Annotated in this window: 23 protein-coding genes and 1 tRNA gene; 4 read left to right on the forward strand and 20 right to left on the reverse strand. The window is 45.2% G+C overall.

Annotation, left to right across the window (positions count from 1 at the left end; translation table 11 throughout):
• Positions 1 to 72: 72 nt before the first annotated feature.
• From H5T88_05695 to H5T88_05715, 5 genes are all read right to left on the reverse strand, one after another.
• On the reverse strand, positions 73 to 2,253 hold the full coding sequence (locus H5T88_05695) for a hypothetical protein (GenBank protein MBC7329837.1): 2,181 nt from the start codon (positions 2,251 to 2,253) through the stop codon (positions 73 to 75).
• A gap of 21 nt (positions 2,254 to 2,274) precedes the next feature.
• A complete protein-coding gene (locus H5T88_05700) occupies positions 2,275 to 3,474 on the reverse strand; it encodes an aldo/keto reductase (protein ID MBC7329838.1) in 1,200 nt (399 codons plus the stop codon).
• A gap of 16 nt (positions 3,475 to 3,490) precedes the next feature.
• Complete coding sequence (locus tag H5T88_05705; protein MBC7329839.1) at positions 3,491 to 4,153, reverse strand: HD domain-containing protein; 663 nt, start codon at positions 4,151 to 4,153, stop codon at positions 3,491 to 3,493.
• The gene (gene tgt / locus H5T88_05710; protein MBC7329840.1) at positions 4,140 to 5,264 is read right to left on the reverse strand and encodes a tRNA guanosine(34) transglycosylase Tgt; all 1,125 of its coding nucleotides are present in this window, start codon (positions 5,262 to 5,264) and stop codon (positions 4,140 to 4,142) included. Before tgt ends, H5T88_05705 begins: the two co-directional genes overlap by 14 nt.
• 80 nt (positions 5,265 to 5,344) lie before the next feature.
• Positions 5,345 to 7,204 carry a LysM peptidoglycan-binding domain-containing protein gene (locus H5T88_05715; GenBank protein MBC7329841.1) on the reverse strand — a complete coding sequence of 620 codons (1,860 nt, stop codon included), beginning with the start codon at positions 7,202 to 7,204 and terminating at the stop codon, positions 5,345 to 5,347.
• Between the two features lie 102 nt (positions 7,205 to 7,306).
• On the opposite strand from H5T88_05715, the gene H5T88_05720 reads away from it, so the two are divergent.
• Positions 7,307 to 7,792, forward strand: coding sequence for a GNAT family N-acetyltransferase (locus H5T88_05720; protein ID MBC7329842.1), 486 nt, complete (start codon positions 7,307 to 7,309; stop codon positions 7,790 to 7,792).
• 6 nt (positions 7,793 to 7,798) lie between these two features.
• Here the strand turns inward: H5T88_05720 and H5T88_05725 are convergent, their stop codons facing one another.
• A complete protein-coding gene (locus H5T88_05725) occupies positions 7,799 to 8,176 on the reverse strand; it encodes a hypothetical protein (GenBank protein ID MBC7329843.1) in 378 nt (125 codons plus the stop codon).
• A 75-nt stretch (positions 8,177 to 8,251) separates the two neighbouring features.
• On the opposite strand from H5T88_05725, the gene H5T88_05730 reads away from it, so the two are divergent.
• Genes H5T88_05730 through H5T88_05740 form a run of 3 tightly spaced genes read left to right on the forward strand, consistent with a single transcriptional unit; the run spans position 8,252 to position 11,128 of the window.
• Entirely contained in the window at positions 8,252 to 9,094 is an 843-nt protein-coding gene (locus H5T88_05730; protein ID MBC7329844.1) for a sugar phosphate isomerase/epimerase, read from the forward strand.
• Entirely contained in the window at positions 9,063 to 10,178 is a 1,116-nt protein-coding gene (locus H5T88_05735; GenBank protein MBC7329845.1) for a PmoA family protein, read from the forward strand. The genes H5T88_05730 and H5T88_05735 overlap by 32 nt, the downstream gene beginning before the upstream one ends.
• Positions 10,175 to 11,128 (forward strand): ABC transporter permease, encoded by a 954-nt coding sequence (locus tag H5T88_05740; protein MBC7329846.1) that lies wholly within the window; start codon positions 10,175 to 10,177, stop codon positions 11,126 to 11,128. Before H5T88_05735 ends, H5T88_05740 begins: the two co-directional genes overlap by 4 nt.
• Before the next feature lie 5 nt (positions 11,129 to 11,133).
• On the opposite strand, the gene H5T88_05745 is transcribed toward H5T88_05740, so the two are convergent.
• The 14 genes from H5T88_05745 to H5T88_05810 all read right to left on the reverse strand — a co-directional run bounded on the left by H5T88_05745 (position 11,134) and on the right by H5T88_05810 (position 24,436).
• Positions 11,134 to 11,208, reverse strand: a tRNA-Ala gene (locus H5T88_05745).
• Between the two features lie 156 nt (positions 11,209 to 11,364).
• The gene (locus H5T88_05750) at positions 11,365 to 12,399 is read right to left on the reverse strand and encodes a Gfo/Idh/MocA family oxidoreductase (protein MBC7329847.1); all 1,035 of its coding nucleotides are present in this window, start codon (positions 12,397 to 12,399) and stop codon (positions 11,365 to 11,367) included.
• Between the two features lie 18 nt (positions 12,400 to 12,417).
• Positions 12,418 to 12,864: a hypothetical protein gene (locus H5T88_05755; protein ID MBC7329848.1), complete on the reverse strand. Its 447-nt coding sequence runs from the start codon at positions 12,862 to 12,864 to the stop codon at positions 12,418 to 12,420.
• Between the two features lie 29 nt (positions 12,865 to 12,893).
• Positions 12,894 to 13,658, reverse strand: a complete 765-nt coding sequence (locus H5T88_05760; GenBank protein ID MBC7329849.1) for a slipin family protein — start codon at positions 13,656 to 13,658, stop codon at positions 12,894 to 12,896.
• Between the two features lie 4 nt (positions 13,659 to 13,662).
• Entirely contained in the window at positions 13,663 to 14,946 is a 1,284-nt protein-coding gene (locus H5T88_05765; GenBank protein ID MBC7329850.1) for a nodulation protein NfeD, read from the reverse strand.
• A gap of 154 nt (positions 14,947 to 15,100) precedes the next feature.
• Complete coding sequence (locus H5T88_05770) at positions 15,101 to 15,715, reverse strand: hypothetical protein (protein ID MBC7329851.1); 615 nt, start codon at positions 15,713 to 15,715, stop codon at positions 15,101 to 15,103.
• 6 nt (positions 15,716 to 15,721) lie between these two features.
• Entirely contained in the window at positions 15,722 to 16,453 is a 732-nt protein-coding gene (locus tag H5T88_05775) for a ZIP family metal transporter (protein ID MBC7329852.1), read from the reverse strand.
• Position 16,454: 1 nt separating this feature from the next.
• Positions 16,455 to 16,796 carry a histidine triad nucleotide-binding protein gene (locus tag H5T88_05780; protein ID MBC7329853.1) on the reverse strand — a complete coding sequence of 114 codons (342 nt, stop codon included), beginning with the start codon at positions 16,794 to 16,796 and terminating at the stop codon, positions 16,455 to 16,457.
• Positions 16,753 to 18,054 carry a tRNA (N(6)-L-threonylcarbamoyladenosine(37)-C(2))-methylthiotransferase MtaB gene (gene mtaB / locus H5T88_05785; protein ID MBC7329854.1) on the reverse strand — a complete coding sequence of 434 codons (1,302 nt, stop codon included), beginning with the start codon at positions 18,052 to 18,054 and terminating at the stop codon, positions 16,753 to 16,755. Before mtaB ends, H5T88_05780 begins: the two co-directional genes overlap by 44 nt.
• A gap of 144 nt (positions 18,055 to 18,198) precedes the next feature.
• Positions 18,199 to 19,140 carry an ATP-dependent 6-phosphofructokinase gene (locus H5T88_05790; protein MBC7329855.1) on the reverse strand — a complete coding sequence of 314 codons (942 nt, stop codon included), beginning with the start codon at positions 19,138 to 19,140 and terminating at the stop codon, positions 18,199 to 18,201.
• A gap of 5 nt (positions 19,141 to 19,145) precedes the next feature.
• Positions 19,146 to 20,516, reverse strand: a complete 1,371-nt coding sequence (locus tag H5T88_05795; protein MBC7329856.1) for a hypothetical protein — start codon at positions 20,514 to 20,516, stop codon at positions 19,146 to 19,148.
• A gap of 6 nt (positions 20,517 to 20,522) precedes the next feature.
• Positions 20,523 to 21,566 (reverse strand): type II secretion system F family protein, encoded by a 1,044-nt coding sequence (locus H5T88_05800; GenBank protein ID MBC7329857.1) that lies wholly within the window; start codon positions 21,564 to 21,566, stop codon positions 20,523 to 20,525.
• Positions 21,567 to 21,618: 52 nt separating this feature from the next.
• The gene (locus H5T88_05805) at positions 21,619 to 22,689 is read right to left on the reverse strand and encodes a type IV pilus twitching motility protein PilT (GenBank protein MBC7329858.1); all 1,071 of its coding nucleotides are present in this window, start codon (positions 22,687 to 22,689) and stop codon (positions 21,619 to 21,621) included.
• A gap of 25 nt (positions 22,690 to 22,714) precedes the next feature.
• Positions 22,715 to 24,436, reverse strand: a complete 1,722-nt coding sequence (locus tag H5T88_05810) for a type II/IV secretion system protein (GenBank protein ID MBC7329859.1) — start codon at positions 24,434 to 24,436, stop codon at positions 22,715 to 22,717.
• Positions 24,437 to 24,549 lie beyond the last annotated feature (113 nt).

The raw sequence follows: 24,549 nt of genomic DNA on the forward strand, positions 1-24,549 counted from the left end.
CCTTGCTTAAAATCGCCCCCCAAACGAGATATCAAACGAATAAAAACAATAATACCAGGCGATTAATCATAATCACTTTTCTTCTACCCCTTTATAGAGTGAGTCAATGAAGTTTATAGAGAGCTCCCTATCAACCGAGCTGTGCAAGATAATATGATATCCACAGGGCTTGTTTATTCGCTCGTGAAGAATCTTCTTCCCATCCGAGATTGTCTCCACTTGTTGAGAAGCTTTTATAGAGATTGCAAGCTCAACAAAGTAAGCAGACCCACCTTCCTTTTTTATCTTCAAGCTCGCCCTTTTCCCCTCGTTTTTCCATTCCATCGCCCACTTGCTATCTCCAACCATTATATTCGTTAATTTAAGGGAAGTGAGTTCCTCGGGGATATGAAGGGTCATCTTTATTCTCTTTTCCAGGGCATTCGGCTCCAATCCCAACATCCCTTTGACCAAAGGAAGGATGACCATCGCCTCTGACCAACCTTGCAAGGGACAGCCTCCTGCCTCATATCTATCGCCATTCAAAATCTCGGGTATGTAGCCAAGGCAGAAATCCCTCGTCATTTTGGCGTTGCGAAGTAGATTTGCATATCCATCTATTGGATGGCAATTGATGAACTGCGCCCAAGAAGCCCAACCCGTTACAAGCGGCCAAACCGTCCCCTCATGATATCCCCAGGGATTGTAAATCCTTTCGTCCTTTGATGTTGTCCTAACTCCCCAATCGGTTGTGAAAGAGGTAGAAGCGAAGTAATGGAGGGTGGTTTCCGCTTTGTTTTCCTCAATCTGCTGCCAAAGAAGCGGTATCAAGGGATTACAGGTTGCGAGATCAAGGAAGGAGCCATCTGGCAACTTTCGGTCATAAAAGAAATTTCTTCTCGCATTCCAAAAGTCCTCATTCAAAATCCTATGCACCTTCCTTGCCTTATCTTCCCACCTTACCGCTAAATCCTCTTTCCCCAAAAACCTTGCTATATATGCTCCTTCCTCCAATGCTTTTTGCCAGATAGCAACGAGGTCTATCATGTTCTTCTCCCCATAATCAAACCATTGATGTCCGGCGGGAGGATTATCAATCAATAAATCGCCATCTACATCCATTCTCTCGCACCAATCCAAAGCATCTTTGATGCTTTCCCAATTTTCCCTCAAGAATTCCCCATCCCCTGACCATTTGGCATATTCGGAGCAGAGTATTACATATAGAGGGGTGGAATCGCCAGCGACATAGGCGTAGGAAGGGTTGGAAACGAAACTATGAGCAAGGGAAAGCTCGTGATATATTTTCCCCTTGTCATTCCCCTCTTTGATTTGAAATCTCTTTTGAAGAAGGAGGTTTTCCTTCACTTTGGAAAAATCTCCTATGGAAAGCAAAGCGAGTCCCATCCAGAAGGAATCTCTACCGAAATACCAAGCGAAGCCGGGACGATTGCCTTCTCCCGCCATATGATAACCGGCTACGAAACCTTTTCCTAAAGCGGTCTCAACGAAGCATTTATCCAGCCCAGCTTTAGCCCAATAGAAAGCCTCATCAAAAAGAGGATTGGAGCTTCTCAGTTGGCTGGTCCTTGCTTGAAATTCGTTCTCCTCTCCCTCGTTTTCCTCAAGCAAAAGTTCTGGTTTATCCAAATAGCGTTTCGCTATTCCCTCACAATCCTCCCCTACCCCGCCACAGAAAGCCAAACAAACATGGGCATCTAAAACTTTTATCTCAATCCGTCCATCCTGATAATTCATCGCTTCATTGGAAAGAATGGAAAATTTGAGCTCTTTTCCGCCCGCCAGGCGGGAGAATTGGAGAAAATATGGTGATTTCTGTTGATATTTCACATCGCCTTCCGTTGAAGCAGGCCACATAAGAGTTAGGGAGGGTTGGAAGGTGATTATGATTTTCTGAACAGTGTTCTTCAAGAGATGGAACTCAAAGAGGGATACGGGAAATTCTTTTGAGCATAGAAAATCTATCCTTCCTATAACTTCTCCATTGAAGACTATAGAGGATATAGCAGGGGAGATGATGACCTGGCGGGAAATCCGTGATAAATTTAGGGTTTTCCCATCCGATATAAAGGTTATTCGTCCATTGTAAACGGCTTTGAAGGGATAGAACCATAGTTCAAATTCCCCGTTCTCCCTCGCGAGAATTGAGCATTTCCTTCCTAAAACGGGAAGAAATTCGTTCTTACCCTCACGAGTGAGGGTAAAAGGATAGGCTAAGCAAATCGCAAATAATAGCAGAGGAATCGCTTTCAACTCAATTCCTCCTCCTTGATTTTAGGGATTGAAGGATTCTATTTTATTTTGAATATCCTTAATCCTTTTCCGCACCGGGATATTGTAAGGGCATCTTTCCTCGCATTTGCCGCAATCCATGCACGCATCAGGTTTAATGGTAAGGTCCTCATAAAGCGACTTCGCCCATTTCTCGTTTCCGTACCAATGGGCGAGAGTGTAGCGCCACTTGTTCTCCTCTTCTCCTCTATCCACTCCATCCACTACCTGTCTATCAAAGGCTCCCTCAACCAGGAAGACCTTAGGGATATCAATTCCCACTGGGCAAGGGAGGCACTTCCCGCATTGCCTACATACGAAATTTCCAAGCTCTGGCGCCTTCTTGAACCATTCCTCCTCTTCCTCCTTCGTCATTGGCTTGAAATTTCTCGCCACGCTTATATCCAACTTTGCTTGCGCTATTGTATTCATCCCTAAAACAGCTACATCGCAATGGGTGAGGGCATAGCGGAGCGCCATCCGCGCTGAATCCCTCAGCAATCCATCTCCTATAGCCTTCATCGCTATAACTGCTATCCCCTTTGCTCGTGCATAGGGAATTATCTCCTCAAAGATGATTGGATAATTGAAGCGGTCAAGATAATTAACCCACACGAGGATAGAATCAAAGGGATAGAGCTTAATCGCCTTAGAAAGGATATCGGGGCGATGAGAGGAAATCCCGAGGAAGCGAATTAGCCCTTTCTTCTTCAATTCCTCAGCGGCCGCAATGGCTCCATAGGGTTCGAAAATCGTGCCGAAATCCTGCCAATTGCTTACTCCGTGAAGTTGTAGAAGGTCAACGTAATCGGTCTGCAATCTCTTCAAGCTTTGTTCAAAGAGTTGAAGGGTTCCCTTCTTCGTTCTTTCGTGTGTTTTCGTTGCGAGGAAAACCTCTTTTCTTCTGCTTTTCATTACTTTCCCCACTTTCACCTCCGCATCCCCATAGGAGGGGGCGACATCTATGTAATTCACCCCCTCATCTATGATATAATTCAAAAGCTTTACCGCTTTCTCCTCACTTCGTTCAATGAGATGGAAGCAGCCAATCCCTATAATGGAAGTTTCAACGCCCATTTTCCCCAGCCTTCGTTTGGGGATTTCTTTCTTCTCATCCGTTAACCCGCTTTCTCCAAGGGCAAGCAGGGAGAAGGTTCCCGCCGCCAAAGTTTTTAAAAACTCTCTTCGCGTTTGTTTGAACATTTACAACACTCCTTTCTCACATCTCTAAGTTATTGACTACAAGCCTGAAGGAACAGCCTAAGAAATCTGCTGCCCTTCGGCAAAGAAGCATTCGTTGTAAAAATATCTCAAAATATTCCATAATGGAGATTTGATTCGTATCTATATCCAATTCCAACCTCAACTTCTTAGCTTCTTTATCCACATTTAAGAATGATTTGTGAACGGCGAAGTTCACTCTGTCGTGAATGTCAAAAGTGGAGGGATTGGGATTCCTTACCCTCGTGTAATGCACATCCGATTTGTCCGCGATTATAAGAGCTGCGCAGATAGTATTAACTGGATAGCCGGAGTCCTCATCGTGATTGCCGATTGCGGCCATAACTTCCGTTATCTCCTCCAATGGCATACCGAGATTGGAGAGAATCTCATAGGCTAACATTGCTCCAGCGACTGAGTGCCCCTCCCTGTTGACCGCGTTTCCGATATCGTGAAGATAACCGCTGATTGCAGCAAGTTCAGCTTCCCTTTCAGGATAGCCGAGACGAATAAGGATGTTGCGTGCGATGTTTGCTGTGAGGTCAGCGTGTCGTACACCGTGCTCCGTGTATCCCATCGCCTCTAAGTTCTTATCCGCTGCAAGTAAGAGAACCTTCACCATTGGGTACTCCTTGACATCCTTCAGTTTAACCTGCGTCATCTTCATCACCTCTATATTTTCTCAGAAAATCTTCCTTAAACTCCAAAAATCTATCCTCCATTATCGCTTTCCTTGCTTGCCTCAAAAGTTCTCTGTAAAAGTAGAGATTGTGATAAGTCGCCAATCTGGCGGCGAGGATTTCCTCCGCTTTATAGAGATGACGAAGATAGGCTCTCGTATAGTTGCTACAAGCCCAACATGTGCAGTTGGGGTCAATGGGGGAAAAATCGTCCTTAAAACGAGCGTTCTTTATGTTGAGTTTCCCTTCACTTGTATATACGCATCCGTTTCTCCCAAGCCTTGTCGGCAAAACACAATCAAACATATCTATTCCCTTCTCTATCGCCTTCAGTAGGTCAATAGGGCTACCAACCCCCATCAAATAGCGAGGTTTATTTGAGGGGAGCAACGGTTCAACCCATTCAATCACTGCCCAGAGAAATTCCTCCGGCTCACCAACACTCACTCCACCTATTGCATAGCCATCAAAATCTAAGGAGGTGATTTCCTCAGCGCTTCTTATCCTCAAGTCCTGATATATTCCTCCCTGAACTATGCCGAAAAGAAGCTGGTCTTTCCTTGAGTGCCTTTCTTTGCTCCTCTTTGCCCAGAGAAATGTTCTCCGTGTAGCCTCTTCAGTATAAGATTTTGTTGAAGGGTAAGGCGGACATTCATCAAGGACCATCGCTATATCGGAGCCCAGTCTCTCCTGAATTTCAATAACTAATTCTGGGGTGAAGAAATGCTCTGAACCATCAATGTGGGAACGAAACAGGACGCCATCATCCTCTATGCTTCGTAAGTCTATCAAGCTGAAGGATTGAAAGCCTCCACTATCGGTCAATATCCCGCCTTTCCAATTCATAAATTTATGCAGACCTCCACCCGCTTCTATCACCTCTAAACCTGGTCTGAGGTAAAGATGATAAGTATTGGCGAGGATAAGCCTATATCCTATATCCCAGACTTCCTCTGAACTCATCGCTTTAACAGTGGCTTGCGTTCCAACAGGCATAAAGGCAGGTGTAGGAACGCTGATATGGGAAGTGTGTAGTATCCCTGCCCTTGCTTTACAATCGTTAGATTGCTTAACGAGATGGAAATGAGGCATATTATTCTTTAATAATAAGGGTAGGCTCCCTAAAAGACAAGGAAGCCTACCCTTGTTTATTATCTTTATCTCAATTCTTTCTATGGCGTGGAGATATAGAGATGACCCGTTTGAGGGTCCCATTGGATTTGAGCGTCAAGAGCGTAGTGGAAGAGAGTAGCGGGAACATAAGTGCGATTGAACTTGATGAAAGCTGCTACCTCCATAAGAATCGTCTGGTCGTTCACTTGCGCCTTTCTGCTTCCAATCTTCAACCATACATTCTTATCCCCTCTGTGTGCCTCAACTTCCCGGCTATCCGCGTGCCATATGACAGTTCCACCTGCTGTCTCAAAAACCGCTCTGAAGGGAACAAGTGGAATGTCGTTCTTCACAAACGGGTGTGCATCGGGGAACGATACTTCGTTTTCGTTGTAAAGGACGGTGATATTGGGAACAAGAAGCTTCTCGCCAGCTTTTATAAAGTCAGGATTCTCTAGGTTATTCAGGCTCGCAATCGTTTCCCAGGGAACGCCATAAGCCTTAGCAATCCTAAACAGGCACTCACCTTTCTGGATAGTATGTACCTTGAAACTATTCTGGGAAGAAGCGTTTGTGGAAATGACGCTCAAAGTTTCGGATGGCTTGCTCACTATCAGCAAGGTCTTCTGATTTGTTCCTTTAGGGGAGGCGAGTGCCCCGGAGGGAGTTGCGATTGATTTAGCAGCGGATGGTTTGCTTGAGGGAGGAGCGGAAACTACGGGCTTTCCTCCGATTTTACTATGCTGGTAGGAAGGTCCAGGGCTTTCTAATGGGGTAGATTGAACCGTGCTTTTAGCCTCCGCCTTGGGGATAACTGGAGGTAAAACGGGAACTCCACCGACCTTGCCTTCCTTTGCGGGCTTGTCTTTAACGGCTTCCTTGAAAGTCGCGCCACCAGCGATAGCGGATTGACCTTTTGTAGTTGTGGAAGGCGGGGTCTCCTTTTGGGGCAAGTTAAGAGTTATTGTTAACGTTCCCTCCCCCTTGCTGATTTCCTTCGGTTCAGCTCCTGGGGAAGTCACTGCTTGCCCCTTACTTGTCACCGAGGGTGGTGTCTCCCTCTTTACAGTTGCAATTGAAGGCTTCGTTCCCTCATCCTTTTTTGCTTCTTTTGGTTCAGCTTGCCCCTTAGCGGGAGTGGATAAGGCTTCCCCTTTTGCTTCTTTCGTCTCTGGTGTAGAGGGCGGAGTTATTATTGAGGGCGGTGTAATTTCCTCTTTAGCTGAAGTTTTCGCCTCTCCAAGAGCTGTCTTGCCCGATGGATTATCAACTACTACTTTTACGGGTTTGGATTCCCCTTTGTTTTCCGCGGCATCATAAGCGAATGCCTGCAAAATATGGATACCATTTAAATAATTTGTCGTGTCCCAAATGTCGGTATAGGGAGGATAGTTCTTGAGGAATTTGAATTTATCGTCAATGAACAGCATCACATACTTGACTTCCCTATCATCCACCGCTTTTATCTTTACCTCTACCTTACCCGCTAACTTTTGTCCCCCTTTCGGATAGAGAATCTCCACAAGGGGAGGTGTTATATCCTCAAGACCATTGTTTACATACACCATTATTGTTGCCTCTCCTACATCCTCAGGTCTGCTGTATGCTTTAGCAGTAAGGCTGTGGGGACCATTAGCCAGCTGTAAAGTGTTTATATAGTACACCTGCTGACCCGAAAGCAGGGGAGAATCAAGCGTCGTTTCTTCTACCAATTGTCTATCAACATAAAGCTCCAGCTTAGTTACGAGATGCTCGGCGGTAGCGGAGAAAGAGATTGTTATCTTCGCTTCCCCGCTGATTGTCGACCCATTTCTCGGTGATACAAAGGAAACAGCTGGCGGGTAGGTGGTAGCATAGGAAAGGCTTACCACCATAACCAGCAGAGCGACAAGTAACCATATTCTCTTAGTAAACAGCATGGTGAAATGACACCCCCTTAAAAAGATTGATTGTAAAAAGTATAAACACAGTTTGAAATGCTGTCAAATATTATATGCAATTCTAAAATATTTATTATAGTTATGCAAGTGGAAAATTTATTAAAAATAACGAATTTGGAACGCTCCGAATTTCTCAAGTTGAGGTCAATCCTTGTGGATATCTATTTATCAGCCTACAAGGATATGCCTGAATACGCCTATAATAAGAGAAAATCTGTGAAAAGCTATATGGATTGGTTGTTCAAGGGAGACCCTTCGGGATTCTTCGTTGCCAAATTGGGCGACGAAGTTGTGGGTTTCATCTCCTGCCACGGAAACTGGGAGGATTATAGGGAAGGTAGAGTTTGCGAGATTCACGAATTTGCCGTTAAGGAGGAATATAAAGGACGAGGGATAGGAAGAGCCCTCTTGCAAAAGGCGATGGATTATGCGATTTCTTTGGGACGCAAGAAAGTGACGCTTTGGGTTGGAGAAGGGAACGAGAGGGCGATTAATTTATATTTGAAAATGGGGTTTAAACCCCTCTACAAGGCGGGAATATGGGTGAGAATGAAGAAAGAACTATAAGTCAATTCATTCCTCCATCTTTTCTATCAATATACCCTCTCCTTCCTTTACCTTATCCAATTCCTCGGGAGAGGCTTTTATCTTGCCGAATATATTAACCGCGCTTGCCGGTCTTATCTCTCCTTCCTTGCTTATCGGTGTCGGTCCAAAGAATATGCACCAAGCCGAACCCGGAACCCAATATCCCATATCCCCTATCTCCACGACCTCCTTCTCGTTTTCGGGTGGGCATTTAACAGGTATAGTGAAATATATCTCCATTCCCCATCTCTTTGCCTTTGAGCGAATAGGCAAGGAATTATAGATTGCCCTGGCAGTCTCATTATCTAAAAGCTCTCCCTCCGCTTCCAAGCCTGTTTTCTCAAATTTTATCTTTACCTTCATATTTTCACCTCCTATGATTGTTTTCTTCAATTATACAATGGATTGTTTTTTGAATAAATGATAAAATATCAACAAATGCAATTCGCAATTTGCAATGAGATATTTAAGGAATGGGATTTCCCAAAGGTATGCGATTTCGTCTCATCCATAGGCTACGATGGGATAGAAATCGCTCCCTTCACCTTCGCCTCCGATGTAAGGGATTTGAATGAGAAAGATTGCAGGAACATAAGGGAAATCGCAGAAAAGAGAAAGCTCCAAATAGTGGGTTTGCATTGGCTCTTGGTTTCCCCTCCCGGTCTCCATATAACTCATCCCGATTCATCTATCAGAGAGGAAACCCTTGAATATATGAAGCACTTAATCAAATTCTGCCATTTATTGGGTGGAGAGTTGCTTGTTTTCGGCTCGCCGAAGCAGAGGGATATTATGCCCGGTGTTGAGAAAGGGGAAGCTTGGTTATGGGCGAAGGATTTCTTCCTTCGGGCATCGGAGGAAGCAGATAGATACAATATCTTCATTTGCTTGGAACCTCTCTCTCCCAGGGAGACGAACTTTATCACCACGGCGAGAGAAGCAATAAAACTAATTGAGGAGGTTTCCCATCCCAGATTCAAACTGCATCTTGATGTAAAGGCGATGTGCTCGGAGGGAAGGGATATTGGGGAGATAATTAAGGAAGGTGCTCCCTATTTAATGCATTTCCACGCAAATGATGAGAGCGGAAAGGGACCCGGATTTGGCGAAACTGATTTTCAACCCATAATCAGGGCTTTAAAATCCATAAATTATCAAGGCTTCGTTTCAGTGGAGATATTTGATGTTTCGCCTTCTCCCGAGATTTGCGCTATTGAGAGCTTAAAATATCTGAAGGAGGTAATGAAAGATGAGGATAAAAGTGAAGGCAGGTGCTCATAGAAGGCTTTTTTGCCCTGTTGAAATTGGAGATTTTGAAGATTTGCCGGATAGCTTCTCGCTGAGAGACGAGGGAAATGGAGCCCTTTTACCAGCCCAATTAGAGGGAGGCAAAATCGTCTTTATAATCCCATACTTGGAGAAAGGGGAAGAGAGAACTTATGAGATTGTGGAAGGGGAAGCAGAGGAAAGAGTGGAGCTCAAAGAGAGGGAGAATTTGGTGGAAATTATCCTTGGAGGAAAAGTGTTTACTAATTATCATTTTGGCGCGGATTTCCCTCGTCCTTTCCTTTATCCCCTTAATGCTCCTGGGCAGATACCTATAACGAGGAGTTATCCAATGGAGGATGTGGAGGGAGAAAGCAAGGACCATAAGCATCATCGTTCCCTGTGGGTAGCCCATGGAGATGTTAATGGAGTGGATAATTGGAGCGAGGAAGAGGGACACGGAAGACAGATTCATAGATTTTTCAGAGAAATAAAAAGCGGAGTAGTGAGAGGGTCTCTGCGAGAGCTATTGGATTGGGTGGGGACAGATGGGAAGAAGGTTTTGGAGGAGGAAAGAGAGATAATTTTTTATGCTCTTTCCTCGCCAATAAGAATGATTGATTTCCGCGTAACCTTCCACGCAAGTGAGGAAGATGTTGTATTCGGGGATACGAAGGAAGGAGGGATAATCTCCTTACGAGTGGCGAGCGCGTTGGAGGGAAAGAGGGGCGGCGTAATTGAGAATTCCTTCGGAGGAATAGGCGAAAAAGAAGCTTGGGGGAAAAGGGCTCATTGGTGCGATTATTGGGGATACATAAAGGGAGAGAAGCTCGGTGTGGCAGTGCTTGACAATCCCTCTAATCTCCGCCATCCCACATATTGGCATGTACGAGATTACGGTCTCTTCACTGCTAATCCATTTGGTGTCTCCTACTTCACCAATAACCCTCTTAATAGAGGGGACTATAAATTGAACAAAGGGGAGAAGCTGGAGTTTCGCTATCGTCTTATTATCCATAAAGGAAGCGCTGAGGAAGCTTCAATAAAGCAACATTTTCTCAATTATGCTTTCCCTCCAGAGGTGGTAATAGAGAGATGAGCAAAGCTTTGAATTTTCTCAGAAAATTGTTTTCCATCAGGGAAGCGAACATATTGTTCGCCTTCATAGCCCTATGCGCCGCGGTATCCATTTATGCTCCCGACAAGTTCCTAAACCCATTCAATATAGAGAGCGTTCTTCGGCAGGTGGCTTTCTTCGGTCTTCTCTCCATAGGGGAAACAATAGTGATAATAACGGGAGGAATAGACCTTTCCCCTGGCTCTGTCATAGCTTTCATCGGGGTAATCGTAGCGCTCTTCATAAAGCAAGGTATTCCCGTGCCGCTCGCCATCCTTTTCGCTTTAGCTATTTCCTCATTAATTGGTCTTTGGCATGGCATCTTTGTAACTAAACTTAGAGTTCCTCCCTTCATCATAACATTGGGAACCCTGAGTATGGCGAGGGGAGGAGCTTCCGCTCTTACCAAGGGCTGGCCGGTAACGGGATTGCCCGATTCCTTCAATTTCCTTGGCAGGAAAGGACTCCCCTACCTGCCCATTCCCTTTATCATTTTAATAGTCGTTTTCCTGGTCGCTCACATTACGATGAACTACACGACATTTGGAAGAAGAATCTACGCGATCGGAGGGAATATTGAGGCGGCAAGATTATCGGGTATAGATGTGGATACTGGAAGGATTCTGTGTTATATGATAAGCGCCTTTTTAGCTGGACTGTCGGGCATACTAATAGCGGCAAATATGGGGCAGGGACAGCCAGGTGTAGGCAGTGCCTACGAGCTTCAGGCAATAGCGGGCGCAGTGATAGGAGGGACAAGCCTTATGGGAGGGGAAGGAACTATGCTCGGGACATTATTGGGGACATTCATAATCTCGGTTCTTTATAATGCATTGATACTATTACAGGTTTCTCCTTACTGGCACGAGATAGTGGTGGGAAGTGTGGTAGTTGTGGCGGTAACGATAGATGTTTTACGCAGGGTAAAATAAAAAATTGGTGGAGCCGAGCGGAATCGAACCGCCAACCTCCTCATTGCGAGCGAGGCGTTGTCCCATTCAACTACGGCCCCATCTATTTTTAATATTATACCAAAATCTATATCTAAGTCAAATCATTTTTGTAATTCGCATATTTTCTTGAAGCCCTATATGTCAACGGGAAAGAAAAAAGACCTGGAGAATTAGGAAAAGCTCTGTTAAAGAATGTTAAATTTTTCTCCTTAAACTTATACACTAAACTTTTCTTCAAGATACACCTTTTCTCCTTTCCTTGAAGCCTCATAGATTGCAAGGCAAACTTCCAATGCCTCTCTTGCTTCCTCTGGCTTGACTTCTGGCTCTTTATCTTTTAGCAGACAGTCAATGAAATGGTCAAGTGCCAGCTTCACGCTCAAGATGTGAGGATGGGAGCCCATTGGTCCTACATCTATAACATTTGGTTTGTTATCTTTAATTAATATAAGTGGTTCTTTAACATCATCCTTTATATGAATAGAGCCTTCCGTTCCATAGATATGCCTTGTTTCCTGCCAAGCCTCGGATAACACCGTGTAAGAGATGGCTATCGTCCCCAGAACCTTCTTATCGAACTCCAAAATTGCCACCGTATTGTCATCCCCTTTGTTCTCCGGCACAACCACTAATCTTTTCGCGACGGCGGCTACAGCTTTCGGCCTGCCGAAGAAATGTAACATCGTATAGATGGCGTGATAACCCGTGTCAATCATCGCTCCTCCTCCCGCTTTATCCCAGCTCCCTTTCCAATGGTTTGGGTCGTTCATTCTGATAAATTCGTTTCCCATTATGTTGAAAACAGCCATAAAAGGTCTGCCAATTGTCCCTTCGTCAATTATTTTTTTCGCCCTCTTGTGATATGGCATAAACCTCTGATTCATTGAGATAAATAACCGGTGTCCGGTCTCTCTCGCCGTTTCTATCATCTCATCTGCTTCTTTCAAGTTCATCGCTATGGGTTTCTCACACACTACATCCTTTCCAGCTTTCAGCGAGTGGATTGCCATCGGATGATGAAGATAATGAGGGGTGCAGATATCAACAAATTGGATGGGAGCCTCTTCAATCATTTCTCTATAATCTTTATAAGCTTTCCTTATTTTTGGATAATTGTCTTGAGCATAGCGGACTGCGTGTTCGTTTTCATCAGCGATATATATCTCTTCTATGTTTGAGTTTTGGGTATAAGCTAATAGATGGACCTGAGCGATTCCTCCAACTCCGATGATTCCGACATTAACCCTCATCTTCACACTCTCGCTTAATTATTCTTTACCGCTGAATAGGAGTGGTGCGACTAAAATTGGTAGGGCGGTGGCTAATCGGAAAAGGTCGCCCCTGTTTAAACCAACGGTGATTTTGTTTTCCCCTTGGGAAAGGGAGATAAAAGCTTGGATATTGCCTGTCTCAGCTGGTCGGAAGGAAAGGATTTTATCCTCTTCCCTTGAGGAGTTCGGCGTTGGACGATGATACAGCTCTAGGCTTTCTTTCCTTCTTTCCAATATATCCTTCGCCTGAAGAGCTATGTCAAAGGCTTCCTCTGGCGAGAGGGCAAAAACGATTTTATTCTCCCACTCATATCTCCTCTCCCCCTTTTGAGGTAATCCCGTTATTCCCTCTTTCGCTTTCGCAAAAGTAAAGAAAACAATCTGCCTCTCGTTATCAACTTCTATTCGTAAAGCCGATTTCGTCTTATATATTATCCAGGGCATTCCTCATTTGATTGCTCTTTATTATGATTTCAACTCTTTTCCTCTTCGCTACCCCTTTTAAGGAAAGGAGTGAGCAGGTCTATAGGGATGGGCATAACGACCGTGGCGGTGTGTTCGGAGGCTATATCTGACAGTGTTTGAAGGAAACGAAGCTGAATTGAAGCGGGGTTCTGGCTCAATATCGCTGCCGCCTCGCTCAACCTCTGAGCAGCTTGAAACTCTCCTTCCGCGTTGATTATCTTCGCCCTTCTCTCTCTTTCCGTTTCTGCCTGCCTTGCCATTGCTCTCCTCATACCTTCAGGCAATATGACATCTCTTACTTCCACAGTTGTAACCTTGATTCCCCATGGCTCGGTTTGCTCATCTATGATGGACTGAAGCTGCTGGTTGATTTTATCTCTGTGAGCGAGGAGGTCGTCTAACTCAGATTGCCCCACCACGCTCCGCAAGGTTGTCTGAGAAATCAGGGAAGTAGCCCTCATATAATTCTCCACCTTGCACACCGCATCCTCGGGATTTACGACCCTGAAGTAGACAACCGCATCAACCGTAACAGGGACATTGTCCCTCGTCATCATTTCCTGCCGCGGAACATCAAGGGTTACTACTCTAAGGTCTATCTTCACCATCTTATCCACTATCGGGATGAGGAAAAAGAGACCCGGACCCTTCGCTCCTATCAACCTTCCCAATCTAAAGATGACACCTCTTTCGTACTCCCTCACTACCCTTATCGCTTGCGGTAGAATGATGATGAGCAGGATGATTACAGCCCAAATGATAGCCTGCAACATAATATCATACCTCCTTTTCTTTTTTAACTTGAAGGGTTAAACCCCTCATAGCCACAACTCTAACTTTGCTTCCTTTTTCAATGAATCCCTCTGTGCTCTCCGCCCGCCAAAGTTCCCCTTCCAAAAAGACCAACCCATTTGGGTTGAGGTCGCTTCTCGCCTCTGCTATACTACCTACAATCGCTTCCCTACCCACTGCCTTTGCCCGGAATTGTGCCTTTATCCCAGCAGCAACTACGAAGAGGAAGAAGAGAGTGGTGAGTATCGTCATAGAGAGGATTAAGCCGAGGGAAAGCTTGCGATAGCCGACATTTTCAAAAAGCATAATGGAGCCAATTAGAAAGGAGATGGCTCCCCCTATCCCTAAAAGACCATGAGTGGGCGCCTTAACCTCCGCTAACAGAAAACCTATACCAAGAACCATAAGGGCTAAACCTGCCCAATTGATAGGGAGGATAGCGAGTGAATAAAGGGCAAGTATGAGAGCTATTGCTCCCACCACTCCCGGGAGAATCGCTCCTGGATTGGAGAGTTCAAATATTATTCCATAAGTCGCCAAGAGAAGAAGGAGATAGGCGAAGTTTGGGTCGGTGAGAAGGAGGAGAAGTCTCTCCCTCCAATTCATATTCTGTTTTGAGATAGGAGCTCCTTTCGTCTTGAGGACGAATTTTTCCCCGTTTTTTATTACCTCGCGTCCGTCCAGCTTATTGAGGAGGTCTTGTAAGTCGTTTGCTATAAGGTCAATTACCCCCAGCTTCAGCGCTTCCTCCGCTGAAGAGGAGCGTGCCTTGCGCACGGCATCCTCAGCCCATTGCACATTTCTCCCCTTTTTCTGGGCGAGCGACTGCATAAAGGCAGCTGCGTCATTCACAATCTTCTTCTCCATAGTTGTGCTTGTTTGCCCTTCAGGCATTCCTCCTAACTGCACGGGAGTGGCGGCTCCGATGTTCGTACCAGGAGCCATAGCTACTATATCCGCAGCTATAGCTATATAGGCTCCCGCTGAAGCTGCCCTTGCTCCCGGTGGGGAAACAAAGACGATAATGGGGATGTAGGAGGAGAGCTCCTTCTGGATTACCTCCCTCATGCTCTTATCTAAACCGCCGGGCGTATCCATCTCCATAATCACCGCTTGAGCATTATTGGCTATCGCTTCGTCAATCCCCCTTATTATATATTTGCTCATCGGAGGAGTAATCGCGCCGTCTATCTTGAGAAGATAGATTGGCGACTGGGGAAAGGCTAAAATCCCCAAAAGGCTAAGTAATAGAAACAATGACCTTCTCATAACTCCTCATCTCCAATGTAAAGGATAAGAAATGAAAAATGAAAAGTCAAGATGGTGTATAAGTGTTCTTGTCATTGTAAGCCATAGAGAGCTTATGGTGAAGCCAATTCTTTGTTTCAAATACTTTTTGCCCCTTTCCGGCGATTCCGTTAACTCAACTTGCCAATTTAACCACTATTTCCCAGGAGACTATGTCAAGGGGTGGAATGCAATCGCCAGTTGCATCCGTTCCCCTGTAGGTGCCATTTTGGTAGAGAGGGATTTCCAAAGGTCCAGAGTCAAGATAATCTATATTTCTCGTTCCCTGCCATCCTGGGTCTGTTGGTTTATAATCAATTGCTACAATATTGAAGCTTATCTTCTCTGCGTCCTCAAGCCATTTCCTCATTATCGTGAACTCTATAGTCCTTCCATCGGGAGATATCTGGTATATGGGAGGAGGGTCTGAAGGCAAGTCCCTTTCCGTTTCCGCATCATAAATAAAGGAAAGAAATTGCCCCATCGTCCATCTTATGAAGTGGGTATAGCCAGTGGCACAAGTATTTTCGTTTATGGGCCAGGGAGGACCATAGGTGATGGGGAAAGGTCCCTCAGCTGAATTGCCATTTGCATTTATAAAGACGAAGTAATAATAAGAAGGCTCTATCTCACCCTTGAGAGTGAAGCGGAAGGTGATTTGGTCGCCAAGCGTCTGCATCTCTTTTGGATAGCGGGCACATCCACTTATGAATAGACAAAGGATGAGCGATTTTAAAAAAACATGTTTCATAGACGCTCAATCAGATGGGAAGACCGTGGTGAGGAACAATATGAAAAGGAAACCCAGGATGAGGAAAATCAAAAGAGACCATTCCCTTTCCCTGTGAAGTTCAGGAAGGAGGTCAGAGGTTGATACATATATGAAAGAAGCCCCAGAAATGCCTAAAAGTGAGGAGAGGAGAATTGGAGGAGGAGATGAGCCTATAAGGGAATATGATATAACAGCGCCCAAAAGCGTCGCGATGGCAATAGCGATGGAGGATAGAATGGTTTTCCTTCTCGTCTCTCCCGCCGTCAGTAAGAGGGAAGAGAGCGCCAAACCGTCTCCTAACTTGTGGAAGATGACAGCGAATGAGGCGGTTAGACCGAGGGAAGGCGAAAAGCGGAAAGTGGAGCCGACCGCTATGCCGTCCACCAAGCTATGAATGGACAAGCCCAAGAAAGCGAGACTGCCAATGTTATGGCTAAGACAGTGCTCGCTGAATTCGGGACATGAATGAATCATCATAAAATCCTCAAGGGCAAAAAGAAATATAAAGAAAAGAAGCAGGGAAAGCGCACCAGCTGTCCTGTGAAGATGGAAGGATTCAGGAAGAATGCGAAGGAAGGCTGCGGAGATGAGCATCCCTCCGCTGAGGGCGGTTAATTTTTTGAGGAAAGATTCATTTGCTCCGCCCTTCATAGCGATAAGAGAGCCACTCACGCTCCCGATGCAAGCGATTAGTCCGTAGAGGAATGGCAAAAGCATCTTAGCCAGGCGGCCACGACATATGGCGTCCCGCAAGGAGATGTAGATGGAGGTGGGCTATTGCCTGCCCGCCAGCGCTTCCCGTGTTTATCACTACCCTGTAGCCGTCATCCAGATGGAATTTCTTCGCTAATTCCTTCACTGCGAAAAGCAACTTGCCGAGAAGATTCAAATCCCCTTCCTCTGCTTCATCCAAACTCGCCATATGCTTCTTCGGTACTATCAAAATGTGAAACGGTGCCTGCGGGTTGAGGTCGTGAAAAGCGACGAGCTCCTCCGTCTCCATCACTTTTTTGGATTCAACCTCTCCCCTGGCTATCATACAAAACACACATCGCTCCATTCTCTTCTCCTCCTTTCTCTAATTTCACCTTGATTCCATTTTCATACACCTCTTCAGAAATGCACCAGCAGGATTCTTCTACAGGTGGCTCATCCGAATAACAAGTAACATAATTGTGGGAAATGCCCTGCCACAAATTTCCCCTTTTACCTTGAAAGAGAATCCAAAGTTTTTCACCTATCAAGTTCATTCTGAATAAGAGGGAAAGCCTTGCCTCAAGGGCTTGCAAGACCCTTGCCCTTTCCTTCTTTATCCCCCAAGCGACATCGTCCCACTTCTCCGCTTTCGTCCCTGGACGAGGTGAAAAGGGGAATATATGGATTTTCCCGAAACCAACCTCCTCACATACCTTCAAGGTCTGGGAAAAATCCTCTTCGCTCTCGCTGGGAAATCCCACTATCACATCTGTAGTGATATTGACGAGGGGGACTCTCTTCCTTATCTCCTTCACAAGGGTAAGGAAATCGGAGGAAGTGTAGGAGCGTCCCATAAGCTTGAGGATTCTATCGGAGCCCGATTGAAGAGGGATGTGAAAATGGGGGCAAAGCTTTGGATGGGAAACGAGATGCAAGAGTTCTTCATCAAAATCCATAGGCTCAATTGAGCTGAGCCTGAAGCGGAAATCTCCCTCCCAGTTTAAGATTTCCCTCAAAAGCGAAGAAAGAGAGGTAGAATCCTCAAGGTCTCTCCCGTATTTGCCAAGCCTTATCCCACAGAGGACTATCTCCTTGTATCCAAATAGAAGGAGTTGTCTTATCTCCTGTAGGACCTCTTGGAGATTTCTGCTTTTAGGCTTTCCCCTCAAGTAGGGAACAATACAATATGAACAGAAATTATCACATCCTGTTTGAACGACGACATACGCCCTCTTTCTTCCTATAGCTCTTTTAGTAGCTACTCCCTCTTTCAAGGGACTGGGTTGAGGGGTGAATATCTCTATTAAAATCTTGGGAATCTCCGTTTTCCTTTCTTGTGGGATGAGAAGGATTTGTTCGTCTTTTCCAAGATTTTCCTCCATTGGCGGGGATATGCAGCCCGTCACTATTATTTTCTTCCCCTTTCTTTTCCCTTTGTAAATGATTTTTCTTGCCTTCCTTTCAGCGTGATGAGTAACGGCGCAGGAATTGAGGATGTAAATATCCCCGTCATCATTTAGCATCTCAAAACCGAGCTTTAGAAGCTCCTTTGCGATTTGCTGGCTTTCATATTGATTGACTTTGCACCCGAGCGTGAAAATGGAAAAAGAAGGTCTCCTCATAAGTGTTAAACATTATATAAAGATTGGTAGGAGATGTCAAATTAATGATTAATTCCGTAAAATTTTGAAACTCCTCAGGAGACTTCCAATAATGATACGGATTTATAGGAACGATGGAGGCAAAATAACTCATAAAAATATACCTCAACCATTAACGAGCCGATATCTCTCCACATCTATTTCCTTTTTCTTCTCCTTTATATTCTCTATCGGGATTCTCTCAACTTTCTCATCCCACCATCCAACCATAATGGCTAATCCGCCTTCTAAAAGGGCTTCTATCGCTTCCTCTGATAAAGCCCTTGCCAAGAACCTATCCCTAAACGACGGGCTTCCTCCCCTTTGGGAGTGCCCAATCGCAGTAATCCGCACCCTTATCCCCAATTTCTTCTCCAATCTTTCACCGACCATATTCCCACCCACCCCCTCCGCAACAACAACTAATGCCCAGCCCCTTTCCTTTGCCTTTTCCCCTATCTTCCCTATCATTTCTTCCCAATTCAACTCGATCTCGGGCACGCAGACATAGTCCGCTCCACCTCCATAGGCAACAGCAAGCGCTATATGTCCAGTGCGACCTCCCAATGTCTCCAAGACGAATATCCTTTCTGGAAGGGAAAGGGCTGTATCCTTGATGCAATCAAGAAGATAGATTCCTTTATTGCAAGCGGTATCAAAGCCGATGCTTCTCGTTAGAGGAACATCGTCATCTATCGTGCAGGGTATCCCCACAGTGGGAATGCCGAGCTCTGCGAGAAAGGGAACCCCTTCTCTCATTGACCCATCTCCACCCAGAACTATAACTCCTTCTATGTTGTTTTCTTTGATGTTTTTTAAAAGCGAAGCTCTTCCCTCAGCAGAGGCGAAATATCTCCCCCTGGAAGTCCTCAAAATCGTCCCTCCCCATCTTTCAATTCCCTCCACTTTCCCCTCTAATGGGAGAAAATTTCCCTTTGCCAATCCGTCAAATCCTCCAATAACGCCGACAAGTTCTTTCCCTTTCTCTTTGGCTTTTTTAAATGCGAATTCTATGCAGGCGTTCATTCCGGGCGAATCGCCACCCGAACAAAGGATAGCGAACGGCAAGCTAATCACCTCTTCTTAGGTTCATATCTAAATAAATAAGAAACGAGGTCTTCCCCTATGAGGCGATAATCCTTCCTTTCTTTCAAGACCTTACTCAATGGAGCTTCCTTATCCAATAAAAATAGGGTTATATTGTATTTCTTTTTCAAGCTTTCCCAATTGCTTGAGGCATTCCAAATGAAGAAATAATCGTTCAACACGCCCTTTCTCTTATAAACCTCCGCCCTTCCATCAACGAAAACCTTCTTTTGAGGATAACAATTAAAGATTAAATATCCTCCCCATTTATATTCATTGAAGATATTTCCCTCTTCCAGTTTTATTTTCTTCACATTTATTAACGGGAAGAAATGTTCGGTGTATTGGACGAAGACACTGAACATATCTTTATAGGATGGAAGGGCAGCGACTTGTGAGAGGGATAAAAGAAAGGGAAAGAGAAGAGCAATTGGTTTTGTTATCCTTCCCATTCTTTCCTCAAGGACCTGGGAGACATTTCTGAAATTGAAGACCATCAAGGGGGTGGCGAGGATGGCGAAGAGAGGAATATGTCTCACTGCTTGCAGGGAAAAGTGAACCAAGATGACGCCAAGAGCGAGGTCAATGATTCTTATATTGGGAGCAAAGATAAAGGAGAAAAAGAAAGCAAATATTAGGACCTCGAATGGGAGAACGTCCAGGCGATGGAAATTGGGGGAGAGCCACTCAACTATAACATCTTGAACCTCCTTCCAGCCAAGGAGGTCAAATGCGTGCTGATAAAGGTGCCAACTGTTTGGGTTGATAAAGGTTAAAAGAAAAGAGAGAGAAAATAGAAAAATCCATTTTCCCTTTTCCTCTCCCTTCCAAACCGCTTCCATAGTCCAAAGGAATAGGACTAATAAGCCCAAAATGAAACCACTGTGGAGATTGCACCATAGAAGGAAGACGGGAGGAATGAAGAGGAGATGTTTCCTATAAAGGAGGAAAAGAAGCAGGGAGAAAAAGAGGTAGGAAAAGATTTGAGGGCGGACATCAAAGAATATGCGGGAGGCAGTGGCGGAAAGGAGAAGAATGAGGAGGGGGAGAAGTGCCAATTCTTCCAAACAGATAAAAGCCAAAATCAGAAAGGCGAGAGCGATAATCACTCCTTTGAAAATTAGGAGCAAGTTGGGGTCTATTTTATGTATCTTATAGAAAATGACATCCGATAGCCACTCGTGGACGACCCATTTTTCCCCCTGCGCGGTGTAAGAGAATATATCCCGATGAGGGATTCCTTGCTTAACAATCACCTCGCCGGTTTTTACCTGCCAGAATGTATCAACGCCAGGGATTATTGTGAAGGAAAGGAGGAAAAAGAGGATGAAAAGGAGAGCGAATAGAATGAGCCTCATAAAAGTTCAGTGGATAACAGTTGCCATCTTGAAGAGGGGAAGGTAAATGGAGAAAGCTATAAAACCAACGACACATGCGAGTAAGATTATCATCACCGGTTCCATCAGGGATAGGAGGGCTTTTATTGACCTATCAACCTCCTCATCATAGAAGATAGCAATTTGCTCCACCATATCGGGCAGATTTCCCGATTCCTCTCCCGTATCAACCATCTGCACGACCATAGATGGAAAAATGTCGTAGTTAGCCATAGGGGTGGATAGCTTGTAACCATCCCGAACGTTTTCCCTTAAGGCGCTAACAGCGGCAGCGAAAACGCTGTTTCCCACGACATCTCTCACTATTTCCAATGCCCTTAGCATAGGGACGCCGGCACCGAGGAGAGTGGAGAAGGTGCGGGCGAAGCGGGAAAGAGCCATTTTTTGAACTAGCTGTCCAAATAAGGGAAGCTTCAATTTCAACAGGTCTATTTGATATCTGCCCGAGGGTATTCTCCGATAAACATAATAAAAGAGGAAGATTGCCAAAACCACGAGAGGGATGGCGAACCACCAATGAAGGAGCCAATCCGTGAAACTCATAGCGATACGGGTAATCATTGGTAGCTCTGCTCCCATTTCGGAGAATATGCCCTTGAAAGTTGGCATAACGAAGAAGAAAAGCACGATTAAAACCGCCAGAGCCACGGTTAAGACCAAGGCAGGATAAATGAGAGCTCCTTTAATGCGCCCTTTTATCGTCATCTCGTGGTCTATGAAGCTTGCTATTCTGTTCAATACATCCCCCATATTTCCCGTAGCCTCCGCCACCCTAACCATGCTTACATATAAGGGGGAAAAGACCTTGGGATGCCTTGCCATAGCATCTGCAAGGCTCATTCCACCCATAACATCGTTTCTTATTTGTTGAATTATATCCCGTAGCGCGGGATTAAGGGTTTGGTCTCGAAGCGAGTCCAAGCTGCGGATGATTGGGACACCCGCACGCACAAGAGTAGCAAATTGGCGGGTGAAAACAAGCAAATCCCTTTCCTTTATCTTCCCAAACAATTTATGACATTCCCATTTTCATCTATCGCCTCGTAACGAAAACTAGGCATATCTAATACCTCCTCCTCTCAATCAATCTCTCCAAATTTGCAGTGTCTATAGCATAAGCGAGAGCTTGGTCCAAGCTGATATAGCCATCTCTATAAAGCTCGGCAAGCGCCATATCCAATGTCTTCATCCCATAGCCAACGCTTGTTTCCATAACCCCATATATTTGGTATGTTTTCCCTTCTCTAATCAAATTCCTTATCGCTGTCGTAGCTATCATAACCTCAACCGCAACTATTCTCCCTCCCCCTATTTTCCGCAATAGCCTCTGCGAGAATATAGCCTCAATGCTTTCGGCAAGCTGAGTGCGCACTTGGTCCTGTTGATGGGGAGGAAATATATCTATTATACGGTCAATGGATTGTGGAGCGTTTCTGGTATGTAATGTGGCAAGGACGAGATGTCCCGTCTCGGCTGCTGTGATAGCTATGGATGTCGTTTCCAAATCCCTCATCTCACCCACCATTATTACATCGGGGTCTTCTCTCAGTGCCGAGCGAAGAGCCGCGGCGAAGGAACTTGTGTCTATACCTACTTCTCTTTGGTTTACCATGGAATTTTTATGCTTGTGAAGATATTCAATAGGCTGTTCAATTGTGATAATATGGCAACTTCTCGTCTGGTTTATATAATCAACAATCGCAGCTAAGGTTGTTGATTTCCCCGAACCAGTAGGACCGGTCACCAGAACGAGACCCGATGTTTTTTCAGCAACTTCTTGAATAACGGGAGGAAGGCGCAACTCCTCAAAGGACGGTATCCTGTCGGGAATTGCTCGCACAGCAGCTGCAATCGCTCCCCTCTGCCTGTATACATTAACTCTGAACCTTCCTATTCCCCTTACTCCATAGGAGAAATCCAATTCTTTTTGGGTTTCAAAAGTGGTTATTTGCTCCTCTGTTAATATGTCGTAGATGAGCCTTTGTGTATCCTGAGGAGTGAGGGGGGTGAACTCAAGTGGATGGAGAACGCCATCTACCCTTATCATCGGAGGAAGACCTGCAGTGAGATGCAAATCGGCGGCCTTCCTCTCCACTGTTAACCTTAAAAGGTCATCTATTATTACACTGGATATATCCTGTATCTCTTGGTTTCTCTCTTCATCCTGTATAGACAACTCTGATCAACTCCTCCCAACTCGTAATTCCCAGGAGGACTTTCTCAAAAGCGTCCTCCTTTAAGCTTTTCATTCCCGCTTTTGAAGCTGCCTCCCTAATCACGTGAGCAGGAGCCCTTTTGAGTATCAAATCTCTAATCTCATCGTCAACTACCATAAATTCAAATATGCCTGTGCGCCCGATATAACCCGTTTGTCTGCATTTTTCGCAACCTTTCCCCCTATAAAAAGTATAGGTTTTTTCCTCGTATCCGCCAACATCAATGCTCCGCAAAACTTCCACTGGAACCTCGTAAGCTTCCTTACAATGGGGACAAATTATCCGCACCAACCTCTGAGCCAAGACCCCTATAACGGTTGAGGCTATAAGGAAGGGCTCTATTCCCATATCCATAAGGCGAGTTACAGCGCTGGGAGCATCGTTGGTGTGGAGGGTGGACAATACGAGATGACCAGTTAAAGCCGCTTCAGTAGCCAAGAGAGCGGTTTCTCTATCCCTTATCTCGCCGACCATTATGATATCAGGGTCTTGCCTGAGAATGGAACGCAATCCCTCGGAGAAGGTGAAGCCCGCCTTGTAGTTAACTTGTGCCTGTGTAATTCCGGGGAGCTCATATTCAACTGGGTCCTCCAAGGTTACTATATTCTGCTCTCCCGTGTTGAGGCGATTGAGGACGGAATAAAGGGTCGTGGATTTACCCGAGCCTGTAGGGCCAGTAACCAAGATAATTCCCCAGGGTTGGCGAATTATCTTCTCAAACCTCTCCAAAGTTTGGGGAAGCATCCCCAATTTATCTATCCCTTTTAAAATGCTCGCCTTATCAAGGATTCGCATCACGATTTTCTCCCCGAATACCGAGGGATAGGAGGAAACTCGGAAATCGTAGGTTCTTCCTTCAAATGCAAGGGAAAATCTGCCGTCTTGAGGCAATCTCTTCTCCGCGATATCCATTCCAGAGATAATTTTGAAGCGAGAGACAAGGGATGGTTGGATTTCCTTGGGCAGGGACAGAGCCTCACGCAGAACGCCATCAATTCTATATCTTACCCTAACTCTATCCTCTTGAGGTTCCACATGGATATCGCTTGCTCTCTCACCTATCGCTTGGGTAACAATCAGATTGGCTAATCCGACCACTGGAGCTTCCTCTGCCATTTGCTGTAGCCTTTCAGGGCTAACCTCTTCTACTTCTTCGGAAATACCGGTATCCATACCTAAGGTTTTAGCCGTGGCGAGCGCTCTCTCTACCGTTTCCTTCACGGGAAAAGAGGGAGGGTAAAGCTCCTTCAAAAAATGTTCTATCTCCTCACCAACTGCCATTAAAGGCTCTATATCAAATCCTGTAATCAGTCTCATTTGGTCTATAGCGAAGACATCAAGGGGATTTTTCATTGCGACTAACAATTTCCCATCTCCCTCCAAGCGAAGGGGTATGGCGGTCAATCTAAAAGCGAGGTCCCGGGGCAATAGGCGAACAACATCTTCGGTTGGAGGGGATTGATTCAGGTCCACAAATGGCACCCCCCATTGCTTAGCGAGAATCTGGACTTTCTGTTTATCAGTTATATAACCTGAGCTAACAAGGTAGTCGGGAAAAGGGAGGACATTTTTCGTCTTGCGATATTCATTCAAAATCTCCTCCAGCTTTTCCCTGCTGATTAAGCCTTCCTCAATTAATAATTCCTCAAAGCTTTTCCTATTCATTTTCAATTATTGTAATACATCCTGTTGCTTTGTCAATAAAAAAATGAACGGTTATTATTAAAAGTCTTATTGGTAAGCGCCCAACTCGTTCACTGCCATTAAATACGAGATTG

The sequence above is a fragment of the bacterium genome (assembly GCA_014360495.1).
Lineage (GTDB): Bacteria > Armatimonadota > JACIXR01 > JACIXR01 > JACIXR01 > JACIXR01.